The organism is Trinickia sp. LjRoot230 (assembly GCF_964253315.1).
In the GTDB taxonomy this organism is placed as follows: Bacteria; Pseudomonadota; Gammaproteobacteria; order Burkholderiales; family Burkholderiaceae; genus Trinickia.
In genome coordinates this window covers 1,664,959-1,691,643 of sequence record NZ_CAXUQX020000001.1, presented here as the reverse complement: position 1 = coordinate 1,691,643, position 26,685 = coordinate 1,664,959, and the positions used below count along the sequence as shown (strand labels likewise).

Annotated in this window: 22 protein-coding genes, 1 tRNA gene and 2 pseudogenes; 10 read left to right on the top strand and 15 right to left on the bottom strand. The window is 60.3% G+C overall.

Going from position 1 to position 26,685, the window contains the following annotated elements:
* Positions 1-5 precede the first annotated feature (5 nt).
* Together ACSQ20_RS07900 and ACSQ20_RS07895 are read right to left on the bottom strand one after the other, a co-directional pair.
* Positions 6-1,049: a microcin C ABC transporter permease YejB gene (locus ACSQ20_RS07900; protein ID WP_436018692.1), complete on the bottom strand. Its 1,044-nt coding sequence runs from the start codon at positions 1,047-1,049 to the stop codon at positions 6-8.
* A 48-nt stretch (positions 1,050-1,097) separates the two neighbouring features.
* Positions 1,098-2,945: an extracellular solute-binding protein gene (locus ACSQ20_RS07895; RefSeq protein WP_436018690.1), complete on the bottom strand. Its 1,848-nt coding sequence runs from the start codon at positions 2,943-2,945 to the stop codon at positions 1,098-1,100.
* Between the two features lie 121 nt (positions 2,946-3,066).
* Between ACSQ20_RS07895 and fabI the strand changes: the two genes are divergently transcribed.
* On the top strand, positions 3,067-3,861 hold the full coding sequence (gene fabI, locus ACSQ20_RS07890; RefSeq protein ID WP_436018688.1) for an enoyl-ACP reductase FabI: 795 nt from the start codon (positions 3,067-3,069) through the stop codon (positions 3,859-3,861).
* 105 nt (positions 3,862-3,966) lie between these two features.
* Here the strand turns inward: fabI and ACSQ20_RS07885 are convergent, their stop codons facing one another.
* Positions 3,967-4,296 (bottom strand): hypothetical protein, encoded by a 330-nt coding sequence (locus tag ACSQ20_RS07885; protein WP_436018686.1) that lies wholly within the window; start codon positions 4,294-4,296, stop codon positions 3,967-3,969.
* Positions 4,297-5,228: 932 nt separating this feature from the next.
* On the opposite strand from ACSQ20_RS07885, the gene ACSQ20_RS07880 reads away from it, so the two are divergent.
* Together ACSQ20_RS07880 and ACSQ20_RS07875 are read left to right on the top strand one after the other, a co-directional pair.
* Positions 5,229-5,402, top strand: a complete 174-nt coding sequence (locus tag ACSQ20_RS07880; protein ID WP_436018684.1) for a CsbD family protein — start codon at positions 5,229-5,231, stop codon at positions 5,400-5,402.
* Between the two features lie 326 nt (positions 5,403-5,728).
* The gene (locus ACSQ20_RS07875) at positions 5,729-5,953 is read left to right on the top strand and encodes a glycine zipper 2TM domain-containing protein (protein WP_436018682.1); all 225 of its coding nucleotides are present in this window, start codon (positions 5,729-5,731) and stop codon (positions 5,951-5,953) included.
* 188 nt (positions 5,954-6,141) lie between these two features.
* On the opposite strand, the pseudogene ACSQ20_RS07870 reads toward ACSQ20_RS07875, so the two are convergent.
* Both ACSQ20_RS07870 and ACSQ20_RS07865 read right to left on the bottom strand, forming a co-directional pair.
* Positions 6,142-6,399, bottom strand: a pseudogene (locus ACSQ20_RS07870) (Crp/Fnr family transcriptional regulator); the annotation flags it as partial.
* Between the two features lie 157 nt (positions 6,400-6,556).
* Positions 6,557-6,769: pseudogene (locus ACSQ20_RS07865) on the bottom strand (transposase); the annotation flags it as partial.
* Between the two features lie 542 nt (positions 6,770-7,311).
* Between ACSQ20_RS07865 and ACSQ20_RS07860 the strand changes: the two are divergent.
* Positions 7,312-8,688, top strand: a complete 1,377-nt coding sequence (locus ACSQ20_RS07860) for an MFS transporter (RefSeq protein ID WP_436018680.1) — start codon at positions 7,312-7,314, stop codon at positions 8,686-8,688.
* 397 nt (positions 8,689-9,085) lie between these two features.
* Complete coding sequence (locus ACSQ20_RS07855; protein ID WP_436018678.1) at positions 9,086-11,068, top strand: AI-2E family transporter; 1,983 nt, start codon at positions 9,086-9,088, stop codon at positions 11,066-11,068.
* 51 nt (positions 11,069-11,119) lie between these two features.
* On the opposite strand, the gene ACSQ20_RS07850 is transcribed toward ACSQ20_RS07855, so the two are convergent.
* Together ACSQ20_RS07850 and ACSQ20_RS07845 are read right to left on the bottom strand one after the other, a co-directional pair.
* The gene (locus ACSQ20_RS07850; protein WP_436018676.1) at positions 11,120-12,049 is read right to left on the bottom strand and encodes a hypothetical protein; all 930 of its coding nucleotides are present in this window, start codon (positions 12,047-12,049) and stop codon (positions 11,120-11,122) included.
* Positions 12,050-12,157: 108 nt separating this feature from the next.
* Positions 12,158-12,328 (bottom strand): hypothetical protein, encoded by a 171-nt coding sequence (locus ACSQ20_RS07845; RefSeq protein WP_436018674.1) that lies wholly within the window; start codon positions 12,326-12,328, stop codon positions 12,158-12,160.
* A 567-nt stretch (positions 12,329-12,895) separates the two neighbouring features.
* On the opposite strand from ACSQ20_RS07845, the gene ACSQ20_RS07840 reads away from it, so the two are divergent.
* The gene (locus tag ACSQ20_RS07840) at positions 12,896-13,615 is read left to right on the top strand and encodes a Crp/Fnr family transcriptional regulator (RefSeq protein ID WP_436018672.1); all 720 of its coding nucleotides are present in this window, start codon (positions 12,896-12,898) and stop codon (positions 13,613-13,615) included.
* 91 nt (positions 13,616-13,706) lie between these two features.
* Here the strand turns inward: ACSQ20_RS07840 and ACSQ20_RS07835 are convergent, their stop codons facing one another.
* Both ACSQ20_RS07835 and ACSQ20_RS07830 read right to left on the bottom strand, forming a co-directional pair.
* Positions 13,707-14,135, bottom strand: coding sequence for a PRC-barrel domain-containing protein (locus tag ACSQ20_RS07835; protein ID WP_436018670.1), 429 nt, complete (start codon positions 14,133-14,135; stop codon positions 13,707-13,709).
* Positions 14,136-14,350: 215 nt separating this feature from the next.
* Positions 14,351-14,668, bottom strand: a complete 318-nt coding sequence (locus ACSQ20_RS07830; RefSeq protein WP_436018668.1) for a hypothetical protein — start codon at positions 14,666-14,668, stop codon at positions 14,351-14,353.
* A gap of 816 nt (positions 14,669-15,484) precedes the next feature.
* Between ACSQ20_RS07830 and ACSQ20_RS07825 the strand changes: the two genes are divergently transcribed.
* From ACSQ20_RS07825 to ACSQ20_RS07810, 4 genes are all read left to right on the top strand, one after another.
* The gene (locus ACSQ20_RS07825; protein ID WP_436018666.1) at positions 15,485-15,640 is read left to right on the top strand and encodes a DUF3309 family protein; all 156 of its coding nucleotides are present in this window, start codon (positions 15,485-15,487) and stop codon (positions 15,638-15,640) included.
* Between the two features lie 572 nt (positions 15,641-16,212).
* Positions 16,213-17,232: an IS110 family transposase gene (locus tag ACSQ20_RS07820; RefSeq protein WP_436018354.1), complete on the top strand. Its 1,020-nt coding sequence runs from the start codon at positions 16,213-16,215 to the stop codon at positions 17,230-17,232.
* Positions 17,233-17,511: 279 nt separating this feature from the next.
* Positions 17,512-18,144 carry a DUF1326 domain-containing protein gene (locus tag ACSQ20_RS07815; protein WP_436018664.1) on the top strand — a complete coding sequence of 211 codons (633 nt, stop codon included), beginning with the start codon at positions 17,512-17,514 and terminating at the stop codon, positions 18,142-18,144.
* The gene (locus ACSQ20_RS07810) at positions 18,116-18,961 is read left to right on the top strand and encodes a DUF2182 domain-containing protein (RefSeq protein WP_436018662.1); all 846 of its coding nucleotides are present in this window, start codon (positions 18,116-18,118) and stop codon (positions 18,959-18,961) included. Before ACSQ20_RS07815 ends, ACSQ20_RS07810 begins: the two co-directional genes overlap by 29 nt.
* Before the next feature lie 738 nt (positions 18,962-19,699).
* On the opposite strand, the gene ACSQ20_RS07805 is transcribed toward ACSQ20_RS07810, so the two are convergent.
* The 6 genes from ACSQ20_RS07805 to cysS form a co-directional block, all read right to left on the bottom strand.
* Positions 19,700-19,793, bottom strand: a tRNA-Ser gene (locus ACSQ20_RS07805).
* A gap of 128 nt (positions 19,794-19,921) precedes the next feature.
* Entirely contained in the window at positions 19,922-21,172 is a 1,251-nt protein-coding gene (locus tag ACSQ20_RS07800) for an aspartate kinase (protein WP_436018660.1), read from the bottom strand.
* Between the two features lie 291 nt (positions 21,173-21,463).
* On the bottom strand, positions 21,464-22,930 hold the full coding sequence (tilS, locus tag ACSQ20_RS07795; protein ID WP_436018658.1) for a tRNA lysidine(34) synthetase TilS: 1,467 nt from the start codon (positions 22,928-22,930) through the stop codon (positions 21,464-21,466).
* Positions 22,931-23,012: 82 nt separating this feature from the next.
* Positions 23,013-23,984 (bottom strand): acetyl-CoA carboxylase carboxyltransferase subunit alpha, encoded by a 972-nt coding sequence (locus ACSQ20_RS07790; protein WP_436018656.1) that lies wholly within the window; start codon positions 23,982-23,984, stop codon positions 23,013-23,015.
* Between the two features lie 96 nt (positions 23,985-24,080).
* The gene (locus ACSQ20_RS07785) at positions 24,081-25,073 is read right to left on the bottom strand and encodes a DNA-3-methyladenine glycosylase family protein (protein WP_436018654.1); all 993 of its coding nucleotides are present in this window, start codon (positions 25,071-25,073) and stop codon (positions 24,081-24,083) included.
* A gap of 47 nt (positions 25,074-25,120) precedes the next feature.
* Positions 25,121-26,524, bottom strand: a complete 1,404-nt coding sequence (gene cysS / locus ACSQ20_RS07780) for a cysteine--tRNA ligase (RefSeq protein WP_436018652.1) — start codon at positions 26,522-26,524, stop codon at positions 25,121-25,123.
* Positions 26,525-26,685 lie beyond the last annotated feature (161 nt).

Here is a 26,685-nt window from a genome sequence, read left to right as displayed (position 1 = left end):
TCACATCAACGCTCCAGTTGTTCGAATTGAATGCGCGGATCGACCCAGACGTAGCACAGGTCCGACACCAGCTTCGTCGCAAGCCCGATCAGCGTGAAAAGGTAAAGCGTGCCAAGCACGACCGGGTAATCCCGTCGCACCACCGACTCATAAGAGAGCAGTCCGAGGCCATCGAGCGAGAACAGCGTCTCGATCAACAGGCTGCCCGTGAAGAATGCGCCGATGAATGCCGCGGGAAAACCGACCACGAGTGGCAGCATCGCGTTACGAAAAACGTGCTTCCACAGCACGCGTTTTTCGCTCAAGCCTTTCGCTCGGGCCGTCAGCACGTATTGCTTGTTTATTTCGTCGAGAAATGCGTTTTTGGTCAACATCGTAATGATGGCGAAACTGCCGACGACCGATGCGGTAATCGGCAACGTAATGTGCCAGAGGTAATCGACAATCTTGCCGCCAAGCGAAAGCTGCGCAAAGTGATCGGAGACGAGCCCACGTAGCGGAAAGATCTGCAGGAACGTCCCGCCGCCGAACAGCACGAGCAACAGCACACCCAGCACGAAGCCTGGAATGGCGTAGCCGACGAGCACCACGAGGCTCGTCGCCACATCGAACGGCGAACCATTGCGAACGGCCTTTGCAATACCCAGCGGCACCGAGATCAAATAGGTCAGAAAGAAAGTCCATAGGCCGATGCTGATCGACACAGGCAGTTTCGACACCATCAACGACCAGACGCTGCGGTGATGAAAGTAGCTTTGCCCGAGATCGAAGCGCGCAAAGCGCGAGAGCATCAGCCAATAGCGAGCGAGCGGTGGCTTATCGAAGCCGTAAAGCGCTTTGAGCTGCGCGATCTGCTGCGCATCGACACCGTTGTGCGCGCGCAGTCCTAACGGCGCCTGGCCCTCTTGTGCCGCCCCTTTGCGCAGCTCGTAAGCAGCCTGCTCGACCGGCCCGCCCGGCACGAACTGAATGACGACGAAGGTCAAGGTGAGCACGCCGATGAGCGTTGGGATCATCAGCAACAGCCGCCTGAGAATGTAGGCCCACATAGTTGGTTATCCGTCGAAACGTGTATCGGCTCGCCACCCGCTTAACGGCTACTGCGGCGCAAGCCACCATGTCGATACGATCCAGTCCTCGGCCGAATAGTACAGCGGCAGCGTCGACGGATAATGCAGGTCGCGCTTGTACGCAATGCGGTGCGTCGTGCTGAACCATTGCGGCACGATGTAGTGGCCATGCATCAGCACACGGTCGAGCGCCCGTGAGGCATTGACCAGTTCGTCTTTTGTCTGGGCGCGCACGAGCGAGCGCAAGATCGCGTCCACGGCGGGCGACTTCAAGCCGCTCATGTTGTCCGAGCCCGGCGTGTCGGCCGATTTGCTGCCGAAACGCGACACCTGCTCTACGCCGGGGATTTGCGTGCCCGGATTACGGATGATCGTCACGTCGAAATCGAATGCGTCATAGCGTTTCTGAATCAACGCGAAATCCACGGTCCGATAGATGGCATGAATGCCCAGCTTCGCGAGATTGCGGATATAGGCGGCGATGACAGGTTCCATCGATGCTCCCTGTCCCGAATCCTCGAGGATTTCGAATTGGAACGGCTCGCCTTTCGCATTGCGCAGCGCGCCATCGCGATAAGTCCAACCCGCTTCGGTCAAGAGCGCGCGTGCCTTGAGCAAATTGGCGCGTAGCGAATTCGGCGGATCGGTGCTCGGCTGAATCGTCATCGGCCCAAACGCTTCGGGATTTAGTTGTGCGCGCAACGGTTCGAGCAACGCGCGTTCGCCGGGGCCCGGCAGGCCCCTCGCCTGCAGTTCGCTGTCGGCGAAATAGCTGTCGAGCCGCGTATAAGCGCCGAAAAAAAGGCGGCTGTTCAGCCATTCGAAATCGAATGCAAGATCGAGCGCTTTGCGTATGCGCAGGTCCTGAAAGAGCGGGCGCCGCAGGTTAAGCACGAAGCCTTGCATGCCCGCGCCGTTGTGCTGCCGGAATTCGCGCTTGATCAGCTCACCGTTGTCGAAACGTTTGCCGACGTCGCGTCGCGCCCAATTGCGCGCGATATATTCGACAAGCGCATCGTATTCACCGGCCTTGAATGCTTCGAGCCGGGCAATACTATCGGCGTAAAGCTTGTACGTGACGCGCTCGAAATTGTTGATGCCCGCCCGCACGGGCAACGCGGCCCCCCAATAAGATGGGTTGCGTCGATAGGTGATCGTATGGCCGCTGTCGTAGCGTTCGATCAGATAAGGGCCACTGCCGATCGGCGTTTCAAAGGCGAGCTGATCGAATCGGACACGTGTGCCGTCGGGGCGCAGGCCCCACTTGTGCGAGAACACCGGCACGCCGCCCGCGATCAACGGCAACTCGCGATTGGCTTGCCGAAACTCGAATCGCACGGTTTTTGGATCGAGCACCACAGCGCGCGCGATATCGGCGAAGTAAGCTGCGAATTGCGGCGCTGCTTGCGTGCTTTTCAAAGTATCGAACGAGTATTTGACGTCGTCAGCGGTGACCGCGTCGCCGTTGGAAAAGCGTGCGCGCGCATTGATGTGGAATGTGACGGACAGGCGATCGGGCGCAATGCGGATATCGTCGGCCAACAGGCCGTAAGCGGAAGCGGGTTCGTCGAGGCTGCCGGTCGTCAAGCTCTCGAACAGCATGCCGATGCCGGGCGCCGCATTGCCGCGCAATGTGTACGGATTGAACTTGTCGAAGCTCGTCAGGCGGCTCGGGTTCGCCAGCACGAGCGTGCCGCCCTTCGGCGCATCGGGGTTGACGTAATCGAAGTGCTTGAAGCCAGGCGGATACTTAGGAGTGCCAAATTGTGCAATCGCATAGGCCGCTTCGACGGACGCGGGCGCGCCGAACGCATACACGCAACATAAGGCAAGCAGCAAACGCAGCGCGGTGGTCCGTCGCAAAGCTGTCGTCATAGGCACCTTGTGGTCGCTCGGGAATGGCGATGTGAGAGAATTGTACTTAAAATCCTCCGCCGGCCACCCCACGCGCGTTACGCGCTTGCGGCGCGCGGCGCTGCTCACATTAGGAGAGTTCATGGGCTTTCTCGCTGGAAAACGCATTTTGCTGACTGGTCTGCTGTCGAATCGCTCGATTGCTTATGGCATCGCGCAAGCGTGCAAACGCGAAGGCGCCGAGCTCGCGTTCACCTACGTCGGCGAACGCTTCAAAGACCGCATCACCGAGTTCGCTGCCGAATTCGGCAGCGAGTTGATCTTTCCATGCGATGTGGCAGACGATGCGCAGATCGACGCGCTTTTCACAACGCTCAAGACCCACTGGGATTCGCTCGACGGGCTCGTGCACTCGATCGGCTTCGCGCCGCGCGAGGCAATCGGGGGGGATTTCATCGAAGGCATCACGCGCGAAAACTTCCGCATCGCGCACGATATATCCGCTTATAGCTTCCCCGCGCTCGCCAAAGCGGCGTTGCCGATGCTGTCGCAAGACGCGTCGCTGCTCACGCTCTCGTATCTCGGCGCGGAAAAGGTCATTCCGAACTACAACACGATGGGGGTGGCGAAGGCTGCGCTCGAAGCCTGCGTCCGCTACATGGCGGGCTCGCTCGGCACGAAAGGCATTCGCGTCAATGCGATATCGGCCGGGCCGATCAAAACGCTCGCCGCAAGCGGCATCAAAGGCTTCGGGAAGATCCTCGACTTCGTCGAGCAAAATGCGCCGCTCAAGCGCAATGTGACGATCGAGCAAGTGGGCAATAGCGCCGCGTTTTTACTGTCCGATCTCGCGAGCGGTGTGACCGCCGAGATCATGCACGTCGATAGCGGCTTTCATGCCGTGGTTGGCGGAATGCTGCCAAGCGTTAGCGAATAACGCGCGCGGCGTTTGCGGCCCGCATAAGAAAACTGCCCGCCGGACAATGTCCGGTGGGCAGTTTCGTTTCCGCTATCGAATCGGTCTATCGTTCGCAGTGCTCGCTCAATCGTCGTGGCCATGGCCGCGGCCATGGCCATGCCCACGGCCGTGGTCCCAACCCGGGCCGCGACCGTGATGACGATAATAGTCGTCGCGCTCCCAATAACGGCGCCCGTCCCAGTAACGATCACCATGCCAGCCGATGATGACCACCGGAGCCGGCGCGTAGACAACTGGAGGCGGCGGCGGCGCATAAACCGGGGCCGGCGCGACATAAACAGGCGCAGGCGCGCCGATATTGACCCCGACATTGACACCGGCCATCGCGACACCCGACGCACTCAGAACAAGCGCGGCTCCGAGGCTGCCAACCATATACGTGATTTTTGTCATGACAACGACCTTTTCCCGTCAGACGGATAGTTCGATGTGCTAACTATAGCGCAGCGCCCGCAAATGCATATTTCAGACTTGTAAATGTTGCTGCATGTTCTCGTAGCAGTTATGGCACGAACACCAGCAAAGCTTGCCGCCGCGCCGCAAGCCATCAGCGGCAGCGAACTGAGCACGGTCGAAGGTCGGCACGTGCCGATATTGACGACGTTGCGGATAGGCCGATCCGTGAGACCGCGCTGTCCCTCACCCGTTGGATTGCCCTTCTCCAGCATGGTGCGCTTCGGGGCGATGCGCCCAATGAGATCTTTGCACGACTTGTCGAACGCTTGCGCCCCTTCGCGCGCGGCGTAAGCACCTTTTTCATCGCGCCTCTGGATCCCTCCATCGCCTGCGTCGGGAGAGCGAGCCAGAGTCCGCTGGTACGAGCAGGTTTGGAACAGCAGAGTCGCACGGAGGATAGGGTAAGTCTGTACGGTGACGTTCAGATCGGTAAAAACAAGAGGACCAGGTCCGCCTCCATCTTGTCGAGTGGATTCGCCAGGTACCTTTTCGGTGCCCGGTACGGCACCGTACCGATTTCTCATCCTGGTTGCCTGCATTGTTGCATCGTCACCGCCGGGCGCTCTCGATCTACGTTTTCAATACCCCGGCTCAGGGGAGGCGGCTTTTCGCCATTCCGTGGAATGCGCTGACCGTAGACACGGCCGAAAAGTGGTTCCCGCTGGACGTCACCGCGGAACGCATCAAGAATGCACACGCCGAGAATCGCCCGCTCGAACACTGAAACGCACTCCGCAACCGCACAGGCGAGAGATATGGATAACTGATGATGTTCCCGGAATACCGCTTCATCCGCTGCACCCTGTCAGAGCCTGACGGCAAGCGACAGCCGCGTCATCCACAGATCAGCTACGTATTGGAGATTCACCATGAACAAGGATCAAGTCAAGGGGACTGTGGGGAAGGTAAAGGGCAAGATAAATGAAACCATTGGCCGAGCCACCGGCAACACGAAACAGGAAGTCAAGGGCGATATTCAGCAAGCGGTCGGCCAGGCGCGAAAGAATCTTGGCGACGCCAAGGAAGCCGTCAAAAAAACCTAATTGACCAGAAAGGCTCTCGCGGTCGCTGGCTGTCCGCACCGCGAAGAAGCCCGTTCGGAGTTTGATGGCAGCCAGCCGCGATCCCCCGTAGCCAGTCGCATGGGAAAACATGCTCAATGCGACCCAATGGCCGAACGGCGTAACGCGCAGTCGAAGCAGATGGATCAACCTGCGGAGCGCAAATGGCAGCCTGTACGCTGACGGACCGACACGTACCGGCATTGCGCGTATAAAAAATTCTGGCCAACACGCGGACTATTCCTGTGCCGCTGGCCGGTGGTGCCGGACACACCGAATCGTGTCGCTTGCAAACATGGGGTATCGAAATGAACACTAGTCGAATATTTTCAAAAGGCCCGTTGGTGCTCCAGGTGGTCCTGGTCACGGTTGGGCTGACGGCTTGCTCCGGCATGTCCCAACGAGGCGTCGACACAGCGGCCGGTGCTGGGATCGGCGCCGTCGGCGGAGCTCTGCTAACAGGCGGCAGCCCAGTCGGTACGGTTGGAGGTGCGGTCGTCGGCGGCGTAGTCGGCAACCAGATCGGCAAGTAGCCGGGTGCCGCAGCGGGGAACGGCGTTGCCGTTGAATGTCGCCCGCTGCAATGGCACCACGCTCGGCGCTTCACGGAGTGACCGGCCAGGAGGATGCCCATGCTGGCTTTGCAGACGCGGTGAGCGATCCTCGTCCGCGCTCTCGTGCTAACAGCACGTTACCGGTTGCACTCAGCGGCCTGCTCGATCTGCACGACCGCGCGACTGGGCGTGGTTTCGCCCCCTGAAGAGTGCAATGCCCCCCTTCATTGCCAACGATTGCAATCTCGGCAGACGAGACGCCCCGTCCTCCATCAGATACAGCAGGGAGATGATCGCAGTCGACGGGCAATTGACGTGATAGAGGCGGTGGCTGGATTCTCGAGCACCTGCCCCAGCGGCATATCCACCTCCACCATATGTGGGCCAATGCGTTTCCACCCCGCTTCTGGCAAGACCGCAAGCAGGCTGTTCCGGCGCCTGCCTCTGGCGAAGACCGTCGACGACTACGACGCGTTGCTTCCCTGGAAAATGCCGGCCGACCTCCGCTGACCCGCATCACTACCACACCTCACGTGCTCCGCCACCTTACTCTGAGGGGCGTCGTTCCACCGCCATCAACATCAGCTCGGCCTCCATTTCCGTCAATGGCTTCGCGTGTCGGCCGACATCTTTCAGCTTGCCGGCCTTCGCCGCGCGCACTCAGTTTGCCAGTGCCTTGATGAGGATCGACCACTGCCGAGAAGCTTCCGATACTCCAACACCTTCAGCCAACGCCGGCTTGACCGCTTCGTCGCGAAGCTCCTTCGTATAGACCGCTCGTGGAATTCGAGTCACGCACGCCTCCGTGTCTCCATGTTACGGCGGAAGGTACGAAATCCAACACGTACTTGCGCCCTACCGACAAGAAACGGAACGTTCGAGCCAAGGGGGTCGCTCACAGCAAGTTTTCGTGCGCATAAGGGAAGACGCGGCTTCCATTGCATCCATAGACTCGACGTAGTGCCGCGCAGCCGGTTTCGATCATCGCCTGCAACATGCGCGGCACTATCGTGCCTCCACGCCGACTGGCACGTAACGCCGGGGCAGTGCACGTCTGCTCCAATTCGCCTTTCCGTCTGTCATTACGACGCGCAATTTTCAGGAGGTGTCAGTTGAGACATTCGCAAAACAACATCGCGAAAAAAGCGATCTTCGAACCAGCCCGTTACCGGCCGACCTCACGATCAACCGAACCTTCGCTCGACCACCTATCGCCGCTCCGACGGCACAAATCTGTTTTTCACCTCGTCGATCGGGGCACGATTGAAAGCCATTCCATCTAAGTACGCGCGCCATCCCGGCGTCCCTGATGCATGCCGCAAAAAAAGGAGATACGCATGACCTCGTTGGAAAAGGAAGCTACTCTTGGCGCCGTAGCGATTGAGGACAAGACATCCTCAGCGTTCAAACGACGCTTCATGATAAGGATGATCATTGTTCTTACCGGCGGTACGTTTCTGGACGGCTATATCCTCGGGATCGTCGGCCCAGTGTCCGGCCAGATGACCGCCGAGCTCGGCATATCGCCAGTCTGGGAGGGCCTGATCGCGGCTGCCGCGCTGTTCGGAATCCTCGTCGGCTCGCCACTGGGCGGGTGGGCTGGCGACAAGTTCGGCCGCAAGCCACTGTTCATGCTCGACATGGGACTGTTCGTGATCGCGTCGGCCATGCAGTTCTTCATCGGCTCCACGCAATTCTTGACCACATCACCGCTGCAACTGTTCGTGGTGCGCCTGTTGATGGGCATCGCGATCGGCGCAGAGTACTCCGTCGGTTGGCCGATGCTGTCGGAATTCTCCCCTTCCCGGATCCGTGGACGGCTCATGGGCCTTACCCTCATCGCGTGGTATGCCGGCTTCATGATCGCCTTCGTCGTGGGCTACCTGCTGAACCGGTATACGGACCTCGGGTGGCGGAATATCCTCGGCACCAGCACGTTCATCGCGGTGGCGTTGTTCCTCGGCCGGCTTGGCATGCCCGAATCGCCGCGATGGCTGTGGAGCAAGCGTCGTACTCACCAAGCCCGCTCCGTCGCTCATCGGTATATGGAAAGCGCCTCCGATATGGCCGACGTGGAGCAGGAAGCTGTGCACACCGGCGGCTTTGGGATGCTGTTCTCCCGTCAGTACTGGCGCGCCACGCTGTTCGTGTCGCTGTTCTTTTTTTGCGTCGTCACACCGTATTTCGCCATCGCCACGTTCGCCGACAGCGTGCTGCAGAAATTTGGCCTCGGCGGCGGGCTCGCCGGAGGCGTCGGACTGTCCGCGGTTGCTTTGGCCGGGAGTGTGGCCACGGTCCTGCTGATCGACAAGGCCGGCCGGCGTGTGCTGACCGTACCGCCACAGTGGATCATCACCGTGATCCTCGCAATTCTCGGCTTGTGGACCGATGCGCCCGGGATGGTCGTGCTGGGCCTGTTCCTCGCGTTCTCGTTCTTCAACGCAGGCTGCGGCACGCTGACGTGCATCTACCCAGGCGAGGTATTCCCGACCGAGATCCGCGGGATCGGAACGGGCTTCGCCGCCGCCTTCAGCCGGATCGGGGCGGGCCTCGGCACGTTCCTGATGCCCTGGTCCATGATCAATCTCGGCCCCTCGGTGACCATTTTGATCGCCGCCGGCATCGCCGCTATCGGTGCTGGCGTGTCGCAATGGCTAGCCCCCGAAACCAAGGGCAAGAGCCTCAGCGAAACGGCCTCCGGGTTTTCGCATTAGCACCAACGGGAGTTTTCTGCAAAGCCTGGTTCGGGACAGCGGGAAATTTCCAGAAAAACGGGCTGTTCTTTCGTATGCAATGGGAACGACGCCCCTCACTAGAAGGGCGTCGTTCCTTGATCGCAAACCGTCAAGCACCGTTGGACGACCTGCGTTACAAGGGTTGCGCGCCTCTGCACTGTACGCTGTCGTACCGCATTCGCAGGCTCGATGGCGTAGCTTCACATTGATTCCGCGAGATCGCGAAGGATGCCATCGTGCTTACCGCCGCGTTCCGGCTGTCGAAAGCCGTTGCGCGCTCCGCGTTGCTGTCAACGCGCTATCCGGGCTGTTCATGCTCCCCCGCAATAGCCGAAATCACCCACGAAAATGAGCGCATTTGCGAGCACCGGCAGTTATGTCCAAGTCGATGGAACCGCCTCCTACGAGGCCGGCAACGCCAGTCGAGCCGCCTGAAGCGCGCGGCGTGCAAGGGTTGGTCACCCTCGCCGTCGGGTTAGCGGTCGTCGCGAGTCTTTATTTCGCGCGGGAGATTCTGATCCCTGTCACGTTCGCTGTGTTGTTGAGCTTCCTCGTCTCCCCCCTGGTCAATTTTCTGATCCGCATCAGGCTCGGACGTATCGCTTCGGTTCTCGTCGCAGCATTGATTTCGCTCTCGGTGATCATCCTGCTTGGCGGCGTCATCGCCACCCAGTTGACCAACCTCGCCCTCGGCATTCCTCAGTATCAGGCGGCGATAGAAACAAAGATCGATGCCGCACGCGCGGTGACGTTTGGAAAATTGAACGATCTGGTCGGCGCCGCTGGCGATGCGCTTCAACAGGTAACAATCGGTCATCGGCAACCCATTCGCGAGCCCGCTTCTGCTTCGTCCGCGAGCCAATCGACCGCCGCGCTTCCGGTCGAGGTGCGTGAGCCGGTTCCCACCGCCTTCCAGCTTATGCGGCGCGTGCTGGCTCCCGTTGTCCGCCCGCTTGAAACGACCTTCATCGTATTCATCGTCACCATTGTCATTTTGCTGCAGCGCGACGATCTGCGGGATCGAGCCATCCGGTTGTTCGGCTCAAGAGATCTGCACAGGACGACGACAGCCATGGACGAGGCCGCACGCCGCCTCAGCCGGTATTTCCTCTCGCAACTCGGCGTGAATGCCGGAGTGGGCGTGGTGATCGGCGCAGGCCTGTTCTTCATCGGCGTGCCCAACCCCATGCTGTGGGGCATACTGGCCGCGCTGTTGCGCCTTGTACCCTACGTAGGCATTTGGATATCGGCACTTCTGGCTACCGTACTTGCAGCTGCAGTCAGTCCTGGGTGGTCGATGGCGATCTGGTCATTAGCGCTTTTTTTTACTGTCGAGCTGCTGGTCGGTCAAGCCGTCGAGCCGTTGCTATATGGACATAGCACGGGCCTCTCCCCGTTTTCGGTCGTCATTGCCGCGATTTTCTGGAGTTGGATATGGGGGCCTGTCGGGCTCATCCTGTCCACCCCGCTGACGCTTTGCGTTCTAGTTCTCGGTCGCCATATCGCCCGGCTCGAATTTCTCGATGTGCTACTCGGCGACCAACCGGCATTGACCCCCATTGAAAACTTCTACCAGCGAGCGCTCGCCGGCGACCCGGATGAAGCACTGGAGCAAGCGGAGATTCTGCTGCGCGATCGGTCGCTCTGCACCTACTACGATCAGGTCGCAGTCAAGGGATTGCAGCTTGCAGCCAACGATGTGACGCGCGGCCGCGTAACAGCCGCACAACTGGCCCGAATTCAGAACGCTGCGAATGACCTCATCGAGGGCCTGGACGGCTTCGAAGATACTGATCCGGCACCGGCCGCTGCCAAAGACAACTGGAGCGCGTTGGCCCCCTCCGGCGCTGAACGCGATGTGCCGCCCCCGCTCATCCCTCCTATCCCGCCGACGAACGCGCAAGCTTCAATCGCGCAGCGCGCCGACAACCAGGTTCTTTGCATAGCAGGACGGGGCCCGCTCGACGAATCAGCATCGACCATCCTCGCTCAGCTTCTGGGAAAGCACCATTGCGAGTGCCGGGTAATCCCGAATGATGCCGTCTCTCGCGCGCGGATCGACAGTCTGGACATCACCGCGGTGACGATAGTGTGCATCTTCTACCTCAACATAGACGGCATCCCATCACATCTGCGCTACCTGCTGCGACGCCTACGGCAACGCTTGCCAGACGCGTCGATCGTAGTAGGCCTCTGGCCCACGGGCGGCACGGATCAGTGGAGCAAAGACCTTCAGAGCGCGATCGGCGCCGACCACTATGTGACTTCCGTTCGAGAGATGGTCGACGTATGTCTTGCCTCGACGAGATCGGTCGGGGCAATCGGCCCTCAGCCTCGAGATGAAGGCGCGGCGGTGTAACAGTCCGGCTGTATCCGGCTTGGCCGAGGCGTCATCCAAGGGACCTCCACGCTACTGCACTGTCTGCTGGCGCCGGTATTCGTCGTATTTCATCTGCAGGTACTCTTGCCGATCCATTTCGTGCAGTTGTCGCCGATATCGCTCGCTGGCAGCGAACCAGGCAGCCAGGCGTTGCTCCAGTCGCTTCTCGGGCGGGCTGGATAGCGCACCGAGATACGCATCGATGGCCAGGTAGTAGCGCATCGTGTTGCGCTCCATGAGGCCGCGCATCCCGCCGATGTATTTCGGCTGATCCGCGGACGGATCGGCAATCTCGGTGAAGCCGACCTTGCCGCGACCGAAAGCGGCTAGATAGACCTTCATGGCAAGACGCCCGATCATGTCATAGCTGTAGGCGTAGGTCAGATGCAGGAATGTGCGGTCATCGCCAAGCGCTACCGCTTCCAGCGCGATCCGATAGTCCCGGGTGTTCAATGGTCCTTGGTCCGCATGAAGCTTTACCTGCAAATATCCGGGACCGATGGTCGCCGCGTCGTATTCGAGTTGCAGCCGGTAGGTCGCGCTGAGCTCTTCGGCAACTTCCTTCTTGCTGACGTTCACGATCAGCGTATTGCCGCCGGTGGTATGACAATACTTGATGTTGGGATGCAGAATTAGCACATCACACCAATTCAACGGGCCTTGCGACGGATCATTGAACGCGCCGCTGACTGTCGCGAAGGGGTACGCCATCACCGCGTAGACCTCGCCCTTGAGCGTGGAGGACGATTCCTCCGAATCGAGATACATCTGTCGGTTGAACTGATTGCGCTCGAGCCGGGGAATCAGCTTCTGGTACGTATCGAGCAAGGTGGCCGCGCCGTTCGCGCCGTTAGCCGGCGCTCCTCCCAGGCATAGCTGCCAGCACGCCATCAGTATCGACGCCATCAGCACCGCCTTGAGCAGCGCGCGGGTGGTTGGGCGTCCGGCAAGTACACTCATCGGTATGCTCCAGCTCGTGACGGCAGATGGGGGATCTTGCCGACCGCGCCGCCTCTGCCCTCCGAATGCCGCAGTCAGGTTTGGGAACTGTAAATCGGCGACGGCTTCCTAACGAGAGTAATCGAGCGATCCGGGGCTTGAAAGCGTGCTGCCAGTCAGTCCCTGTCGCTGCGCATCGTTCGAAATCACGCCGTCCTCCAAGATCGCGCACATCGCGACGAGCAGCGCGAACGCGACTGACACGAGAGCCGCATAGCCGACGATCCTGAGCGCCTTCATTTTGCTTCCTACGATATATGGTGGCTGTGCCGACTGAAATCATTTTGCGGTTTCACCGCAAAATATGTAATCGCAGTCGTTGGTCGGCCATCGCGTGACAAGCAGGTGAACGAGACGTTTATCTCAATCCGAAATAGCCGAGGGCGAACACAATGATGACCACGGCTCCAATGATCCACACAATGTTGTTCATGACAACTCCCTTCAAGTGAGGAACCGGACTATGTGCGCAAGCGGTACGCCTCGACTTTCGTCAGGTACTCGGCTACGCGCCTCCCGAACCATGGTTTTAAAAGACATTCTCATATCAACGAGATCATGTGTCTGTACGCTGTAGGACTCTTGCGGAGGCGGTCTCAATGGCGGATCGGCGTCGCCATCGGGAATCTCGGGGGTGATATCGGGTACACTGCCGGACCGGTTACGCCGGCTCGGCAATATCGGTTCCGTATCGAGCGCGCGTGGTCGTGCGCACGTCGTTGAGACGCGTATCGACACTATAATTTTTGCAGGTCAATTCGGGGTCGAACCGCCATCGTCACCCGCGCAGACGTGCAGGAGCCAAGCATGCCGGACACCCCGTTCTTTATCGAAAATCATCTGCTTGCCGTGCTACCGGAAGAAGCGCGTGTCCGCATCGGCCCGCACCTGACGCTTGTCGAGATGCCGTTGGGAAAAGTGCTGTACGAGTCGGGCGGCCAGCTCCATCACGTCTACTTTCCGACCACATCGATCGTTTCCCTGCTGTACGTGATGGAAGACGGCTCGTCCGCGGAAATCGCGATCGTCGGCCACGAAGGTATGATCGGCGTGTCGCTGTTCATGGGCGGCGAAACGACGCCGAGCCGAGCCGTCGTACAATGCGCCGGGCAGGCCTATCGGCTCGACGCGAGCATCCTGAAAGCAGAATTTCGGCGCGGCAACGCGATGCAGCGTATGTTGCTGCGCTATACGCAGGCGCTCATCACGCAGATGGCTCAGACCGCGGTGTGCAACCGGCATCACTCGATCGATCAGCAACTGTGTCGCTGGCTGCTGCTCAGCCTCGACCGTCTTCCTTCGAACGAACTGCGCATGACGCAGGAACTGATCGCCAACATGCTGGGCGTGCGTCGATCGGGCGTGACGGAAGCTGCATTGAAGCTGCAGGACGCGGGCCTCATCCGCTACAACTACGGCCATATCGAAGTACTCGACCGGGCAGGGCTCGAGAAACGCGTGTGCGAATGCTACGCCGTGGTCAAACGCGAATTCGACCGCCTGCTTCCCGATTTGAAGCGACTCTAGCGGTCATTGCTCCGATGGCGTGGACGACTCGAATACTCCATTTCGTGGCCATGCGACTGTCGGCTTGACGCAAGGTCTACCTGACATGGTCTCATTCGGCTACCCAGTACGGCGTCCGGTTGTAGTACTGGTGAAGCGACAAACCCCACGGTGATCGCGTCATCACCGGCCAATGCTCCTCGTCGAAGCCCGGGGTGCCTTTGACATGAGCGGCTGTCACATCGAGATGGAAACATTTGTCGCCGGTATCGTATTTCATCGCATTCCACGGAATGGCGCAAAGCATCTCGCCAATGCCTCCGCTGGAAGCAACCGCGTAGGCAATTCTTCTGTCATGCAAATCGAGCACGATGTCGAAGACATTTCCGATATCCTCACCGTCCAACGCGATGATCTTGCTGCCCTTTAGTGCATTCGCGGTCGTGAGCACATGACCGGGTTCATCAACGACGTTGCGTTCGACAAGCGTGCCCCTCTTGCTGTCATCCCCAGACCGATCGGGGGTGTGGCGCCTCCTCATATGTCCTCCTTGGATAAGCTCCAGGAATACCCATTGCGTGAACCGTCTCCACATTGACAACGGCACTGAACGCACGAGAAAACGCTGCGCTTACAGGCATCGGAAGTCAGTACGGTTCCGTACCTGAATGATGATCTGCTTTGAGTTCCCTAGGCTTTATCCGGCGAGGCGAGCACAAGGTTATCCATCGGCTCCCGAGCGTCGCGCCACCAGCCTCAGGTGTCGTCGCCGTGCCCGGAGGCCAGTGGCTTGTGCTGCTCGTCGCCTACCCCGGGAAAGAACGCGTCCCACGCGTCTCGGACACCTTCCGCCGCGATTGCATCCCCGGCAATTGTCTCGGATTCGCCCGACTTGGCAGGATCGGCGCGCAAGCCTCGCCAACGAGTAAAGGTAAGCATGGGCTTTTCGGTCCATTCGCCATTGCTGAACTTCGCAAATGCCGTATCCCCGCTCACAAGTTGAACCTCATACCATCCGTCGCGCACAGGCGCGTATTGGTCGAGCGGAAACCACCAGGTCGCTTGGGTTTTCATAATTTCCTCATATGTCTATGGAACGTCGTACACGGTAAAACTTCGGTCCCGTGTCTTCAAGATATTCCAATGTGCTGACCAAATCGGCCGCACCATATAGCGACGACCGCCTGACGCGGAACCAAGCGGTTCGACACTTAACGAGTGCGAGCTACCCGGCGCACCGATTCAGCCACAGTCGACCGGCGGCCGTCATACCGATCGAGCCGTCGATGCGCGACTCGTACGCGAGCCCGTGAGTCAATAGTTCGTCGGCTATGGGGCGCGGTATATCGGCTTGCGAATCCGGAATTCGATCAAGCGACCTGAGCGTTTCCACGACCTCGGGTGAAAGTGGGATGCACATGGCCGTCTCCTAGGTATCGGCTCCAGCATGAACCGGGCCACTCACTTTCGTCTGTACGCTATCGACAATTCAGAGGACCCTGATCCCGAAGTATGCTTAGTCATCTGACGGCTTTGCTTGCGCCATCGACATCAAGCGCACCCACTTCGAACACCTGCCAGTTTACGCCAAGGCATCGATGCCCTCGAATCCTAGCCAAGCACAGCACGAACGATCGCTTTGTATTGGGTACGGAGCCGTACCGACTTCACTCAAGGTTGCGCGCACCGTGCCTATAAGAAGCGCGAAACCGGTGCTTTCTCGCTCGACAGGCGGACTATGCGTTGGTGGGGAGCGCCGCCACCCAAATGGGCGATCCGTTTACACAGTCTTGATCTATGAAGAAAGACAGCCCACACCGAGTACTCCGCGAAAAGCACGGCGGCAAACACGCAAAAGCACGGGCAAAACAAGGAACAAGGAGAAACATCATGCTAGGAACGATACTGGTTGTATTGCTGGTGCTCATGTTGATTGGGGCCGTGCCGACGTGGCCTCACAGCCGTTCGTGGGGTTATATGCCCAGCGGCGTGCTCGGTACGCTGTTGGTCGTCGTCGTTGTGTTGCTGCTACTTGGCAGGATATAAGCCGCGGGCTCATAGGGGGTGCCGACGAGAGTTTCAACGGCAAGCCCCGTGACTAGTGTCTGAGCCTTAAATGGTTCCGCAGCCGGATGAAAGTGACGATTCGCGAACTCATCGACGCGGGGACGTTAACCGACCTTCTTGCGTTTGCCGGTGCATACTCGACCGAATTCCACGTCGGGCCTGTCGTCAGGTGTGGTCTTCGAGGACGGTAAGCGAAGGTCGGGGGCTTACGGCCTTCCATGTAAGAGGGGGGCTGCAGCTAGCGCTAAAAACAAGGCGCGGGCTAGCTTTCCATCAGCTTATGCCTATATTCAATGTGGCGGCTCCTGTTCTCATCTCAGTCAGCGCTGCTCTCATGGACGACGAACGCAAGCGGGAACTGTCTCGCCATTCAACCCATTAATGCTGCGGGATGCGCGGCCACTCGTGTGACGCGGAGAAATGATATGAACGCCTCCCACCCGTGAGAGGTGGAAGCGAAGAAGGAGGGTGGACCCTCACGGGCCGACGGCATCGAAGTGCCCAAGGTGGAAGATCATCAAGGTCTTCACAGGCAAACCGGAGGGTCCGAAATGAAGCTTACGACAGTTGGTGTGGACATTGCAAAGAACGTGATCCAGCTCCATTACATCGACGCTGAGACAGGCGAGATTGTGAACAAACCGATAAAGCGGGCGGCGTTTCTCGAGCATTTTGCGAACCTGCCGCCGTGCCTGGTCGGGATGGAGGCGTGTGGCGGTTCGCAGCACTGGGCCCGCAAGCTCACGGCGATGGGCCACCAGGTGAAGCTGATGCCGGCGAAGTTCGTCAAGGCGTTCGTGATGGGTAACAAGAATGATGCGGCTGATGCGCGAGCGATCTGGATGGCCGCGCAGCAACCGGGCAAGTCAGTTGCGGTGAAGACCGAGACGCAGCAGGCAGTGCTGGGGCTGCACCGGATGCGCGAACAGCTGGTGAAGTTTCGCACGATGCAGATCAACAGTCTGCGCGGCCTGCTGACCGAATACGGTGAAGTGATGGGCAAGGGTCGAGCTGCGCTGGACAAGGCGATACCAGATGTATTGGCGCGACTGGTGGACCGTCTGCCGACGATTCTGATCGACACGCTGCGCGAGCAATGGAACGGCTTGACGGATCTGGACCGGCAGATTGCCGAAATCGAACGGCGCCTGCAGACATGGCTGAAAGAGGACAAGGCGTGCAAGGCAATCGTTGCGATACCGGGTGTCGGTCTGCTGACGGCGACTGCGGCGATCGCGACGATGGGGGACGCGAAGACGTTCAGATCCGGGCGTGAGTTCGCAGCCTGGATTGGGCTGGTCCCGAGGCAAACGGGGTCGGGCGGCAAGGTTCAGTTGCTGGGCATCAGCAAGCGAGGCGATACATATCTGCGCAAGCTGCTGATCCACGGTGCGCGCAGCGTGCTCTTCCACTCGAAGGAGCCGGGGCCGTGGCTTGAGCAGATCAGGACACGCAGGCCGATGAATGTAGTGGTCGTGGCGCAGGCCAACAAGATGGCCCGCACGATCTGGGCAATCCTGGCACATGACCGGCCATATGAAAAAGGTTACGTGAGCGTGAAGCCGATTTGAATGGCGAACGACGCGCAGAAAGATCAACTTTTACAGGATGACACGTCGAAAGGTTGCGCTGGCAATCGTATGTAATGACAAGACAGGTCGGACCGGGACTCGCTAAACCTGAATCATCGCTCGAGCTTCAAGCTCGCCGGAGAAATGAGGTGCGGGTCAGCGGATTTCATGGTGGGCCGCAGCGCATCGGGCTGCAACAAGCCCGGATATAAAGCTGCAACCCATCCTGTCGTAGTCGCAACACACGAAAAACCTTCGCAAACGGGAGGCGTTCATATAATGATGATGGCAACCCCCACCTGGAAGATCAGCGGTCAATACTACGAGACATGCAGTTGCGACTTTATCTGCCCCTGCCTGCCTGGACAGATGGCGGTCAGGCCGAGCAAAGGCTCATGCACGTTTGCCATGGCATTCCAAATCGATCGCGGCCAGTACGAAACGGTTCCCGTCGACGGTCTCGGGTTCATCGTTCTCGGATTGACACCAGAAGCGATGGCAAACGGGAACTGGTCCGTGGGCCTCATTGTCGACGAGCGGGCCAGCACGGAGCAGCGCGACGCGATCACAGCAATTACCAGCGGCACGGTAGGCGGACCGATGGCGGCTCTGTCGCCGCTCGTCGGATCGTTTGTCGGGGTCCAATCCGCGGCGATTCGCTTCGACCGCAATGGGACGAAGTGGTCTGTCACATCGCCGCAATTCGTCGACATGGCCGCTGAAGGCGCGATGGGCATTAATCCGAACGCGACCGAGCCGCTTCATCTGGAAAATACCGGCCATCCGGCCGCCGATCGCTTGGCACTAGCTCACGCCTCGCGCAGTCACGTCCACGCGCTCGGCTTTGAGTGGGATGACGTCAGTGGGCACAATAATGGTCAATATGCGCCTTTTTCCTGGCAAGGTGCATAAGCGGGCTACCTCTTCTCGCGCACCCAGTCCTGGCTCGGTCGCGAGCCTCTCAAGGCGCGAGCGCATTCTCATTCTGGGTTGCGTGGCCGCGGTCGGGACACTGTCGTGGGGATATCTCTTCTATCTCGATCATCTGATGCTGCCGGCAGGACAGCGCGACAGAATGATGATGGAGATGGGCATGTCGATGGCGGCGGCACCTTGGACGACCGCCGACGTTTTCTTCACGTTCGCAATGTGGGTCGTCATGATGGTGGGCATGATGGCTGGATCGGCGATGCCTGTATTGCTTCTTTTCGCAGCGGCGCATGTGCGGCGGGGCGTAGGCCGGGCGCCGCTCATCGTTCTGACGTTCGCCTTGGGTTACCTGGCTGTGTGGGTTGGCTTCAGCGCATGCGCGACACTTGCGCAGTGGGCGCTGCACCATGCCGCGGTGCTGTCACCGGAATTGGGGGCGTCAAGCCCACCGGTGGGTGGTGCGATTCTTTGCGCGGCTGGCCTGTACCAATTGACGCCGTTCAAGCGAGCGTGCCTCATGCACTGCCGAAGTCCGCTGGGCTTCCTGATGACTCGCTGGCGCGACGGGGCGCCTGGCGCGCTGCGGATGGGCATGGGTCATGGCGCGTACTGCCTCGGGTGTTGCTGGGCGCTGATGTGCGTGCTGTTCGTTGTAGGGGTGATGAATCTTGTCTGGGTGGCGGTGCTGGCGCTGTTTGTTTTCCTGGAAAAGATCGGGCCGGCGGGTGCCGTTTTGGCGCGCGTGGCCGGTGTCGCGATGATTGCCGTCGGGGTTTCGCTGTGGGTTGGCATCCTGTAGATCTTGCTGCCGCAGAGGACTTCAATGGCGGCCTAGCGCCAGCCGCGAGCGGGCAGGTTGCGGCCGAGTCCGTGCGAAAAAAGGCAGTAAAGCCCGAATTATGACGATTAGGATTCCGGTAACGACGTGGGCAGTCCCGCTTGCCCTTGTGTGCGCGACTTCGCACAACCCGACCGACGTTGCGCCGCGATATCGCCGCTTCTGTCATTTCACGACGAGCTTGAGCGCGCGAGGCATGCGGAAAACCCCTTGTGCAAGCATCTGGCGCCGGGCCAGTTGGGTCGACGTGGCGTTGAACACGCCTTCTCGTTCGGCCCTTCGTTCGCGGCTTCTGCCTCGCCGGCTGCCCCGCTCCCTACTATGGCCGCTGCTGACTCCTCGCTCCGGCCCGACGCCTTCACCCTTTCAGGCATGAGGCGAGGTATCGGCAGGTAGGAGCATTCCTTCATCGCACAATCGCCGCATCTGCGCCGCTTCGCTTCGGTCACAAGAGCCTTACTTTACGGTCTTTCGCCCGCTCGCCCTGCTTGGCAGCGCCTCTATGCGCTCTTTGCTAATCGGCTCACGATTTATGCTCCACGCGTCCGCCCCACACGCGGTCGCCCACGCTGTTGCGCTTTACTTCATTCGCTGTGACCAGCTTATGGCGGGACTTGCACCCACAGGAGTGCGCCCATGCTGGGCGCACAAACAAAAACCCCGCAGAACCGAGGTTCTGCGGGGTTTTGCCGCCATCACTGGCGGAGACGGAGGGATTCGAACCCTCGATCCAGGTTTTGGCCCAGATGCTCCCTTAGCAGGGGAGTGCCTTCGACCTCTCGGCCACGTCTCCCAAAATCGCCGTTGCGCCGGGAGGCAGCGCAATGAGTCAAAGATAATAACGGGAACGGATACGAAGGTCAATTTTTGCGATGCATTTTTTTACCGCCAACGCACCACCGCGCATCCGCCGCCCGACACTCAAACTTGATCGAGCTCGAACGCCTTATGCAGCGCACGGACGGCGAGCTCCATATACTTCTCGTCGATCAGTACCGAAATCTTGATTTCGGAGGTGGAGATCATCTGGATATTGATGCCCTCTTCCGACAGCGTGCGGAACATCGTGCTCGCAATGCCCACGTGCGAGCGCATACCAACGCCCACCACCGACACCTTCGACACCTTCGGATCGCCAACCACTTCTTCGGCGCTCACATGGCCCTTCACCTGGTTCAACAGGATATCCATCGCGCGCTGATAATCGCTGCGCGCCACCGTGAACGTGAAGTCGGTCTTGCCCTGCACGCTCTGGTTCTGAATGATCATGTCGACGTCGATATTCGCGTCCGCCACAGGGCCGAGAATCTGATACGCAATGCCCGGCTTGTCCGGCACGCCTCTCACCGCAATTCTGGCCTCATCGCGCTGAAAGGCGATGCCCGAGATGACTGCTTTTTCCATGGTCTCATCTTCTTCAAAAGTAATCAGCGTGCCGGAGCTCATTTCCTGTTCGAGCCCGATCATCGGGTCAGTCAGGCTCGACAACACACGCGTCTTCACACGGTACTTGCCGGCAAACTCGACCGAACGAATCTGCAACACTTTCGAGCCAAGGCTCGCCATTTCCAGCATTTCCTCGAACGTCACGCGATCGAGACGGCGTGCCTCTTCAACGACACGGGGATCCGTCGTATAGACACCGTCGACGTCGGTGAAAATCAGGCATTCATCGGCTTCGAGCGCCGCGGCAATCGCCACAGCGGAAGTGTCGGAGCCGCCGCGACCGAGCGTCGTGATGTGACCTTCGACGTCCACACCCTGGAAACCGGTGATCACCACCACCTTGCCGGCGTCGAGATCGCGCATGATGCGCTCGCTGTCGATCTCGCTGATGCGCGCTTTCGTAAACGCGCTATCGGTCTTGATCGGCACTTGCCAGCCCGCATAGCTGAGCGCATCGACACCCGCATCCTGCAATGCGATCGACAGCAGTCCCACGCTCACTTGCTCGCCTGTCGCGGCGATAACGTCGAGCTCGCGCGGATCGGGCTGGCTCGTGATTTCTTTCGCAAGCCCAAGCAGTCGGTTCGTTTCGCCGGACATCGCGGAAGGCACGACGACCATCTTATGGCCTGCCTTATGCCATTTCGCGACGCGCTTGGCGACGTTCTTGATGCGCTCGACCGAGCCCATCGAGGTGCCGCCGTATTTATGTACGATGAGTGCCATTGTCGTTCTGAACTTGGGGAATAGCTGCGCCGACTAGCTTAAGCACCGCAACCGCGGATGTGCCGTTCGGTCACGCGGCCTCGTGAGCGCAGGACGGCGGCGAAAGATGGCGGCAAGTGTTGGCGGTACGTGCATCGAGCGCGATGCAGCGCGGATCGTATAAAAGCACCGAAGCTGCTGCAAACGCCGGTCGGACAAGCGTTCGAGCGTACTCGATCGACGCGCCAAAAGTCAAGCGCCCGAAGTTTCGGTATCCAAGCACCAAACGGCCCAGCGGAGCCCAGCGCCCCGCTACGCCATCAATAAATCCGCTCGCCATTCAAGACGTCGGCGCGCGCCGCGCGATCCGCTCGGCTGCTGAGCGCCCGCGAACGCGCCGTTCAGGCCGAGATGGGGAACGAAGAGCAGGCGCTCGCCCAGATAAATGAGCGGCACATCGCGTTGCCACGCCGGAACGCCCGCTTCCTGAAAGAGATTCTTGAGGGTGCGCGCCGGTGCGCCGGGCGCACGGCGCATCCGTTCGCCGCCCACGCGCGCGCGCGCCGTAAGCGGCGCACTTTCGAGCAACGCTTCCGCAATGGTATCGGCCAAGTTCAAATCGATTTGGCCATCGTTGGCTGCCTCGCCCTCAGCAACCGGCACGAATACAAGCGAACCGCGCCATTGCGGCAACTGCCAAACGTCCTGCCGGCGCCAGATCAAGACGCTCGGCTCCTTGATTGCAACCGTCGTCTGCGGATCAGCGGCCGGCACGCGTTCTTCAATGCTTTCCCAATGGATCGAATCGCGATAAAGCCGCAAACAACGGCCCGCATGCTCGATGCGCAACGCGTGTTCGGCGCGCACCTCGCGCAATTGCCGCAGCATTTCCGCGAGGCGAGCGGCAGACGGTGCCGGCAGACCAGCCAATCGTATCCACCACCGCATCGCGTTAGCAGCACGCGCGCTATCCAACGCGAGCAACGCCTCGCGAGAGAGCGCAGCGCCCTCCTCGCACGAAATGGCCTCTGAATCGATCTTCGCGAGGTCATCCAGCAAGCGCTGCGCGCTCGCCGCATGCGCCGCCGTTCTCGCCAGCGCGTCTCGAAAACCGGGGAAATGCACGGTAAGCGCGGGAATCACATCGTGACGCAGCGCGTTTCGCGCATACCGCGTATCGGCATTCGATTCGTCTTCGATCCACCGCAACGCACGCGACCTTGCATACCGTTCGAGCTGCGCGCGCAGCAGCGGCAAAAACGGCCGCACGCGCGGAATAGGAATAGCTGCCGCGCCGTCGACTCGATGCGGTGCCATAGCCGCCAGCCCGGCAACACCTGCGCCGCGCAGCAATTGCAGCAAGACGGTTTCCGCCTGGTCGTCGGCGTGATGGGCGAGCCACAGCGCGCAAAGCCCCTGGCGCATACACATCGCGTCGAGCGCTCGGTAGCGTGCATCGCGTGCCGCGGCTTCGATGCTCTCGCCTGCCCGACGCCGCACGTCGACACGTTCGACATCGAAACCAGCGCCAAGTGTGCGCGCGGTGGCTTCGCAGTGTGCGAGCCAGCGGCTCGCGTTCGGGCTCAAGCCGTGATGAACATGTAACGCGGTGCAGCGTTGCGCGCCGACCACGCGTACCGCTGCATCGAGCAGCACGCTCGAATCGAGCCCTCCGCTGAATGCAATGCCAACGCGCGCATCGTGCGGCACGCTCGAAAGCACGCCGCCGAGCGCATCGAGAACGATGCGCTCGGCGGCGGGGTCGAGAAGAGAAGTCACGGGTTCAATCCAGCAGGCGTGCAATACGCCTCATGCGAATCATGGATGCTTACGCATGCGGCCACCAAACGGCGCACCGGGTTCAAGCGCCCGGCACCGTCTCTTTGAACTTGCCGTACGCCATCAATCGTTCGAAGCGACGTTCGCGCAACTCTTGCACGCTCATCCCCTGGAACTGTCGCAATGAATCGGCGAGTGCTCGGCGCAGCAGTGCAGCCATGCCTTTCACGTCGCGATGCGCACCGCCGAGCGGCTCGTTCACGATCTTGTCGATCAGGCCGAGCGCCTTGAGTCGATGCGCGGTCAAGCCCAATGCCTCGGCCGCCTCTGGCGCCTTCGCTGCGCTCTTCCAGAGGATCGACGCACAGCCTTCCGGCGAAATCACCGAATAGGTCGAAAACTGCAGCATCAGCACGCTATCAGCAACGGCGATCGCCAATGCCCCGCCCGAGCCGCCTTCACCGATGATCGTCGCGACGACAGGCGTCTTGAGTTCGGCCATCACATAAAGATTGCGGCCGATCGCTTCGGATTGACCGCGCTCCTCGGCGCCGACACCGGGATACGCGCCCGGCGTATCGATAAACGTGAAGATCGGCAGTCCGAACTTTTCGGCAAGCCGCATCAGCCGTTCGGCCTTGCGATAGCCCTCAGGGCGAGGCATGCCGAAATTGCGCGCGGCTCGCTCTTTGGTATCGCGGCCCTTCTGATGACCGATGATCATGCACGGGTGACCGTTGAACCGCGCCAAACCGCCGACAATCGATTGGTCGTCGGCGAACGAGCGGTCGCCATGCAATTCGTGGAAGTCGGTAAAAAGCTCGCTGACGTAGTCGAGCGTATAGGGACGCTGCGGATGTCGGGCGATTTGCGAAACCTGCCAAGGCGTCAGGTTCGCGTACAAATCTTTGGTCAGTTGCTGGCTTTTCTTCGATAGCCGTTCGATCTCTTCAGAGATATCGACAGCCGAGTCGTCCTGCACGAAACGTAACTCTTCGATTTTTCCCTCGAGCTCGGCAATCGGCTGCTCGAAATCCAGAAACGTCGTTTTCATAAGTTGCAATCCTGGGGGGCGTTCGGCAGCGCGTATTCTAACCGCCGCCGCGCACATCAAAATCGATCCAAACTATCAACAGCGTTTATTGATAGCTCATTGTCCAGGTGAAGCGTCGAGACTGCGCCACATGTACCACGTTGCCACGGTCCGCCACGGCTCCCAATTAGCCGCGACTTCGCGCGCTTCGCTACGCGTCACGGGTTCGCCGCTGAAATAATTCGTGCTGATCGCGCGAATGAGTCCGAGGTCGTCCAGCGGCAAGACGTCCGGCCTCGACAGATTGAAAATAAGAAACATCTCGGCTGTCCAGCGGCCGATGCCGCGAATTTGCGTCAACTCGGCAATGACGGCTTCGTCTTCCATCGACATCCACTTGTCGACATGCAACGCGCCCGACGCGAAGTGCTGCGCGAGGTCGATCAGGTATTCCGACTTGCGCTTCGAGAGCCCGCAGCCTGTCAGCTTTTCCAAGCCCAGCTTCACGAATTGCGGCGGCGCGAGCTTCGGACATGCAAGCTCCACGCGCTGCCACACGGCCTGCGCCGCGGGCACGGAGATCTGCTGGCCGACGACGGCGCGCGCAAGCGTGACGAACGGGTCGCTGCCGTTGATCAGATGCACGGGCCCGAACTGCGGAATGAGACGCTTGAGAATGCGATCGCGTTTCACGAGATCGGCGCATGCGCGGTCCCAATATGCCGGGCGCGTCACGGCTGGCTCGAGCCCGCCGATCTGCACCGGCACCGACGCCTGCTCGCTCGCGCCGGCGCGCGACTTGCGGACGATCTCACCCTCGCGCGTGCCGCTTTGGAACTGGTTGACATCGGACACCGCCGCGCCGTTGAGCTTCGCGCGCGCGCCGCGGGCCGACACGGCCTTGGGCCGCGCCGAGCCGTTCGCCTCATTCGAGGCACGGGTGTTATTCGACGCACGCTTGCGCAGCGCGCCTTCGTCGACGCCGTTCTCAGCTTTGCCACGCTTGCTGCTCGCGGGCGCACTCACGCCGCGCGTGCGCACCGCGTTTTTCACCGCCGCGGTTCGTTGCGGCGCGGCTCTTTTTGCCGGCGCCTTCCTGGCCGTTGCCATCTTGCCTCCTGCCTGGCGAGTCGGTTAGCGCGTCGCGCGAATCACGCTCATACGCGGCGCCACTCAGTAAGCCCGCCCGGTTTGTCTTCAAGCGCAACCCCGGCTTCGAGCAACTCGGCTCGAATCCGGTCTGCCTCGGCATAATTTTTCGCCTGTTTCGCCGCGACGCGCGCGGCGATTTTCGCCTCGATCGCCGCCTCGTCCAGCGTTTGTCCCGCGTCACCGGCCGCGCTTTGCAAAAACACCCGCGGCTCGCGACCCAGCAAGCCGAGCGTCTGGGCAAGCGCGCGCAGTTGCCGCGCCAGCGCCGCATCGCGCGTGCGATTGACAAGACTCGCCAACTCGAACAGCACCGCCACCGCCACCGGCGTATTGAAGTCGTCGTTCATCGCCGCGCGAAAACGCCCGGCATGCTCTTCGCTCCAATCCACCACATCTGCCACGCCCACATCCTGGCCGACATCCTTGAGTGCCGTATAGAGCCGCGTCAGCGCGGCGCGGGCATCATCGAGGTGCACATCGCTGTAATTGAGCGGCGACCGATAGTGCGCGCGCACGATAAAAAAACGCACGACTTCGGGATCGTACTTCACGAGCACGTCGCGGATCGTGAAGAAGTTGCCGAGCGACTTCGACATCTTCTCATTGTCGATCTGCACGAACCCGTTGTGCATCCAGTAGTTGACGAACGTTTGCCCGGTCGCGCCCTCGGTTTGCGCGATCTCGTTCTCGTGATGCGGGAACTGCAGATCTTGTCCGCCGCCATGTAGATCGAAATGCTCGCCAAGCAACGCACAGCTCATTGCCGAACATTCGATGTGCCAGCCGGGCCGCCCGCGTCCGAACGCCGAGTCCCAGTTGGAATCCGCCGGCTCCTCGGGTTTCGCCCGCTTCCAGAGCACGAAATCGAGCGGATCGCCTTTCGCTTCGTTGGCCGTGACGCGTTCGCCGGCACGCAGATCCTCGAGCGACTTGCCCGACAAGGCGCCGTAATGCGCGAACTTGCGCACCGCGTAATTGACGTCGCCATCGGTTGCGCGATACGCGTAGCCGTTCGCTTCGAGCTTCTCAATCATGCCGAGCATCTGCGGGATGTAATCGGTTGCGCGCGGCTCGATGTCGGGGCGCGCCACGCCGAGCGCATCGGCATCTTCGTGCATCGCTGCAATGAAACGATCGGTGAGCGACTTGATCGTTTCGCGGTTCTCGAGCGCGCGGCGAATGATCTTGTCGTCGATGTCGGTGATGTTGCGCACATAGGTCACGCGAAATCCGAGCGCGCGCAGCCAGCGCTGCACGATGTCGAATACGACCATCACGCGCGCATGACCGATATGACAGTAGTCATAAACCGTCATGCCGCAGACATACATTCGCACTTCGCCTTGTTGGCGCGGCACGAAAAATTGCTTGTCACGCGCGAGCGTGTTGTAGATGCGCAGTGATTCCATAGAGACGATGCGTGAGCCCCGAGCCATCCGCGCCAGCGACGTGCGCGCAGGCGCTCGCCAGAACCGCACGAGGCACCTCGCACGGACGGCCCGCAGTTGCAAACGGCGCCGATGAACGGATATCCGCTCGGCGCCGCTCCGGGCTGCGATCGGGGTAATGA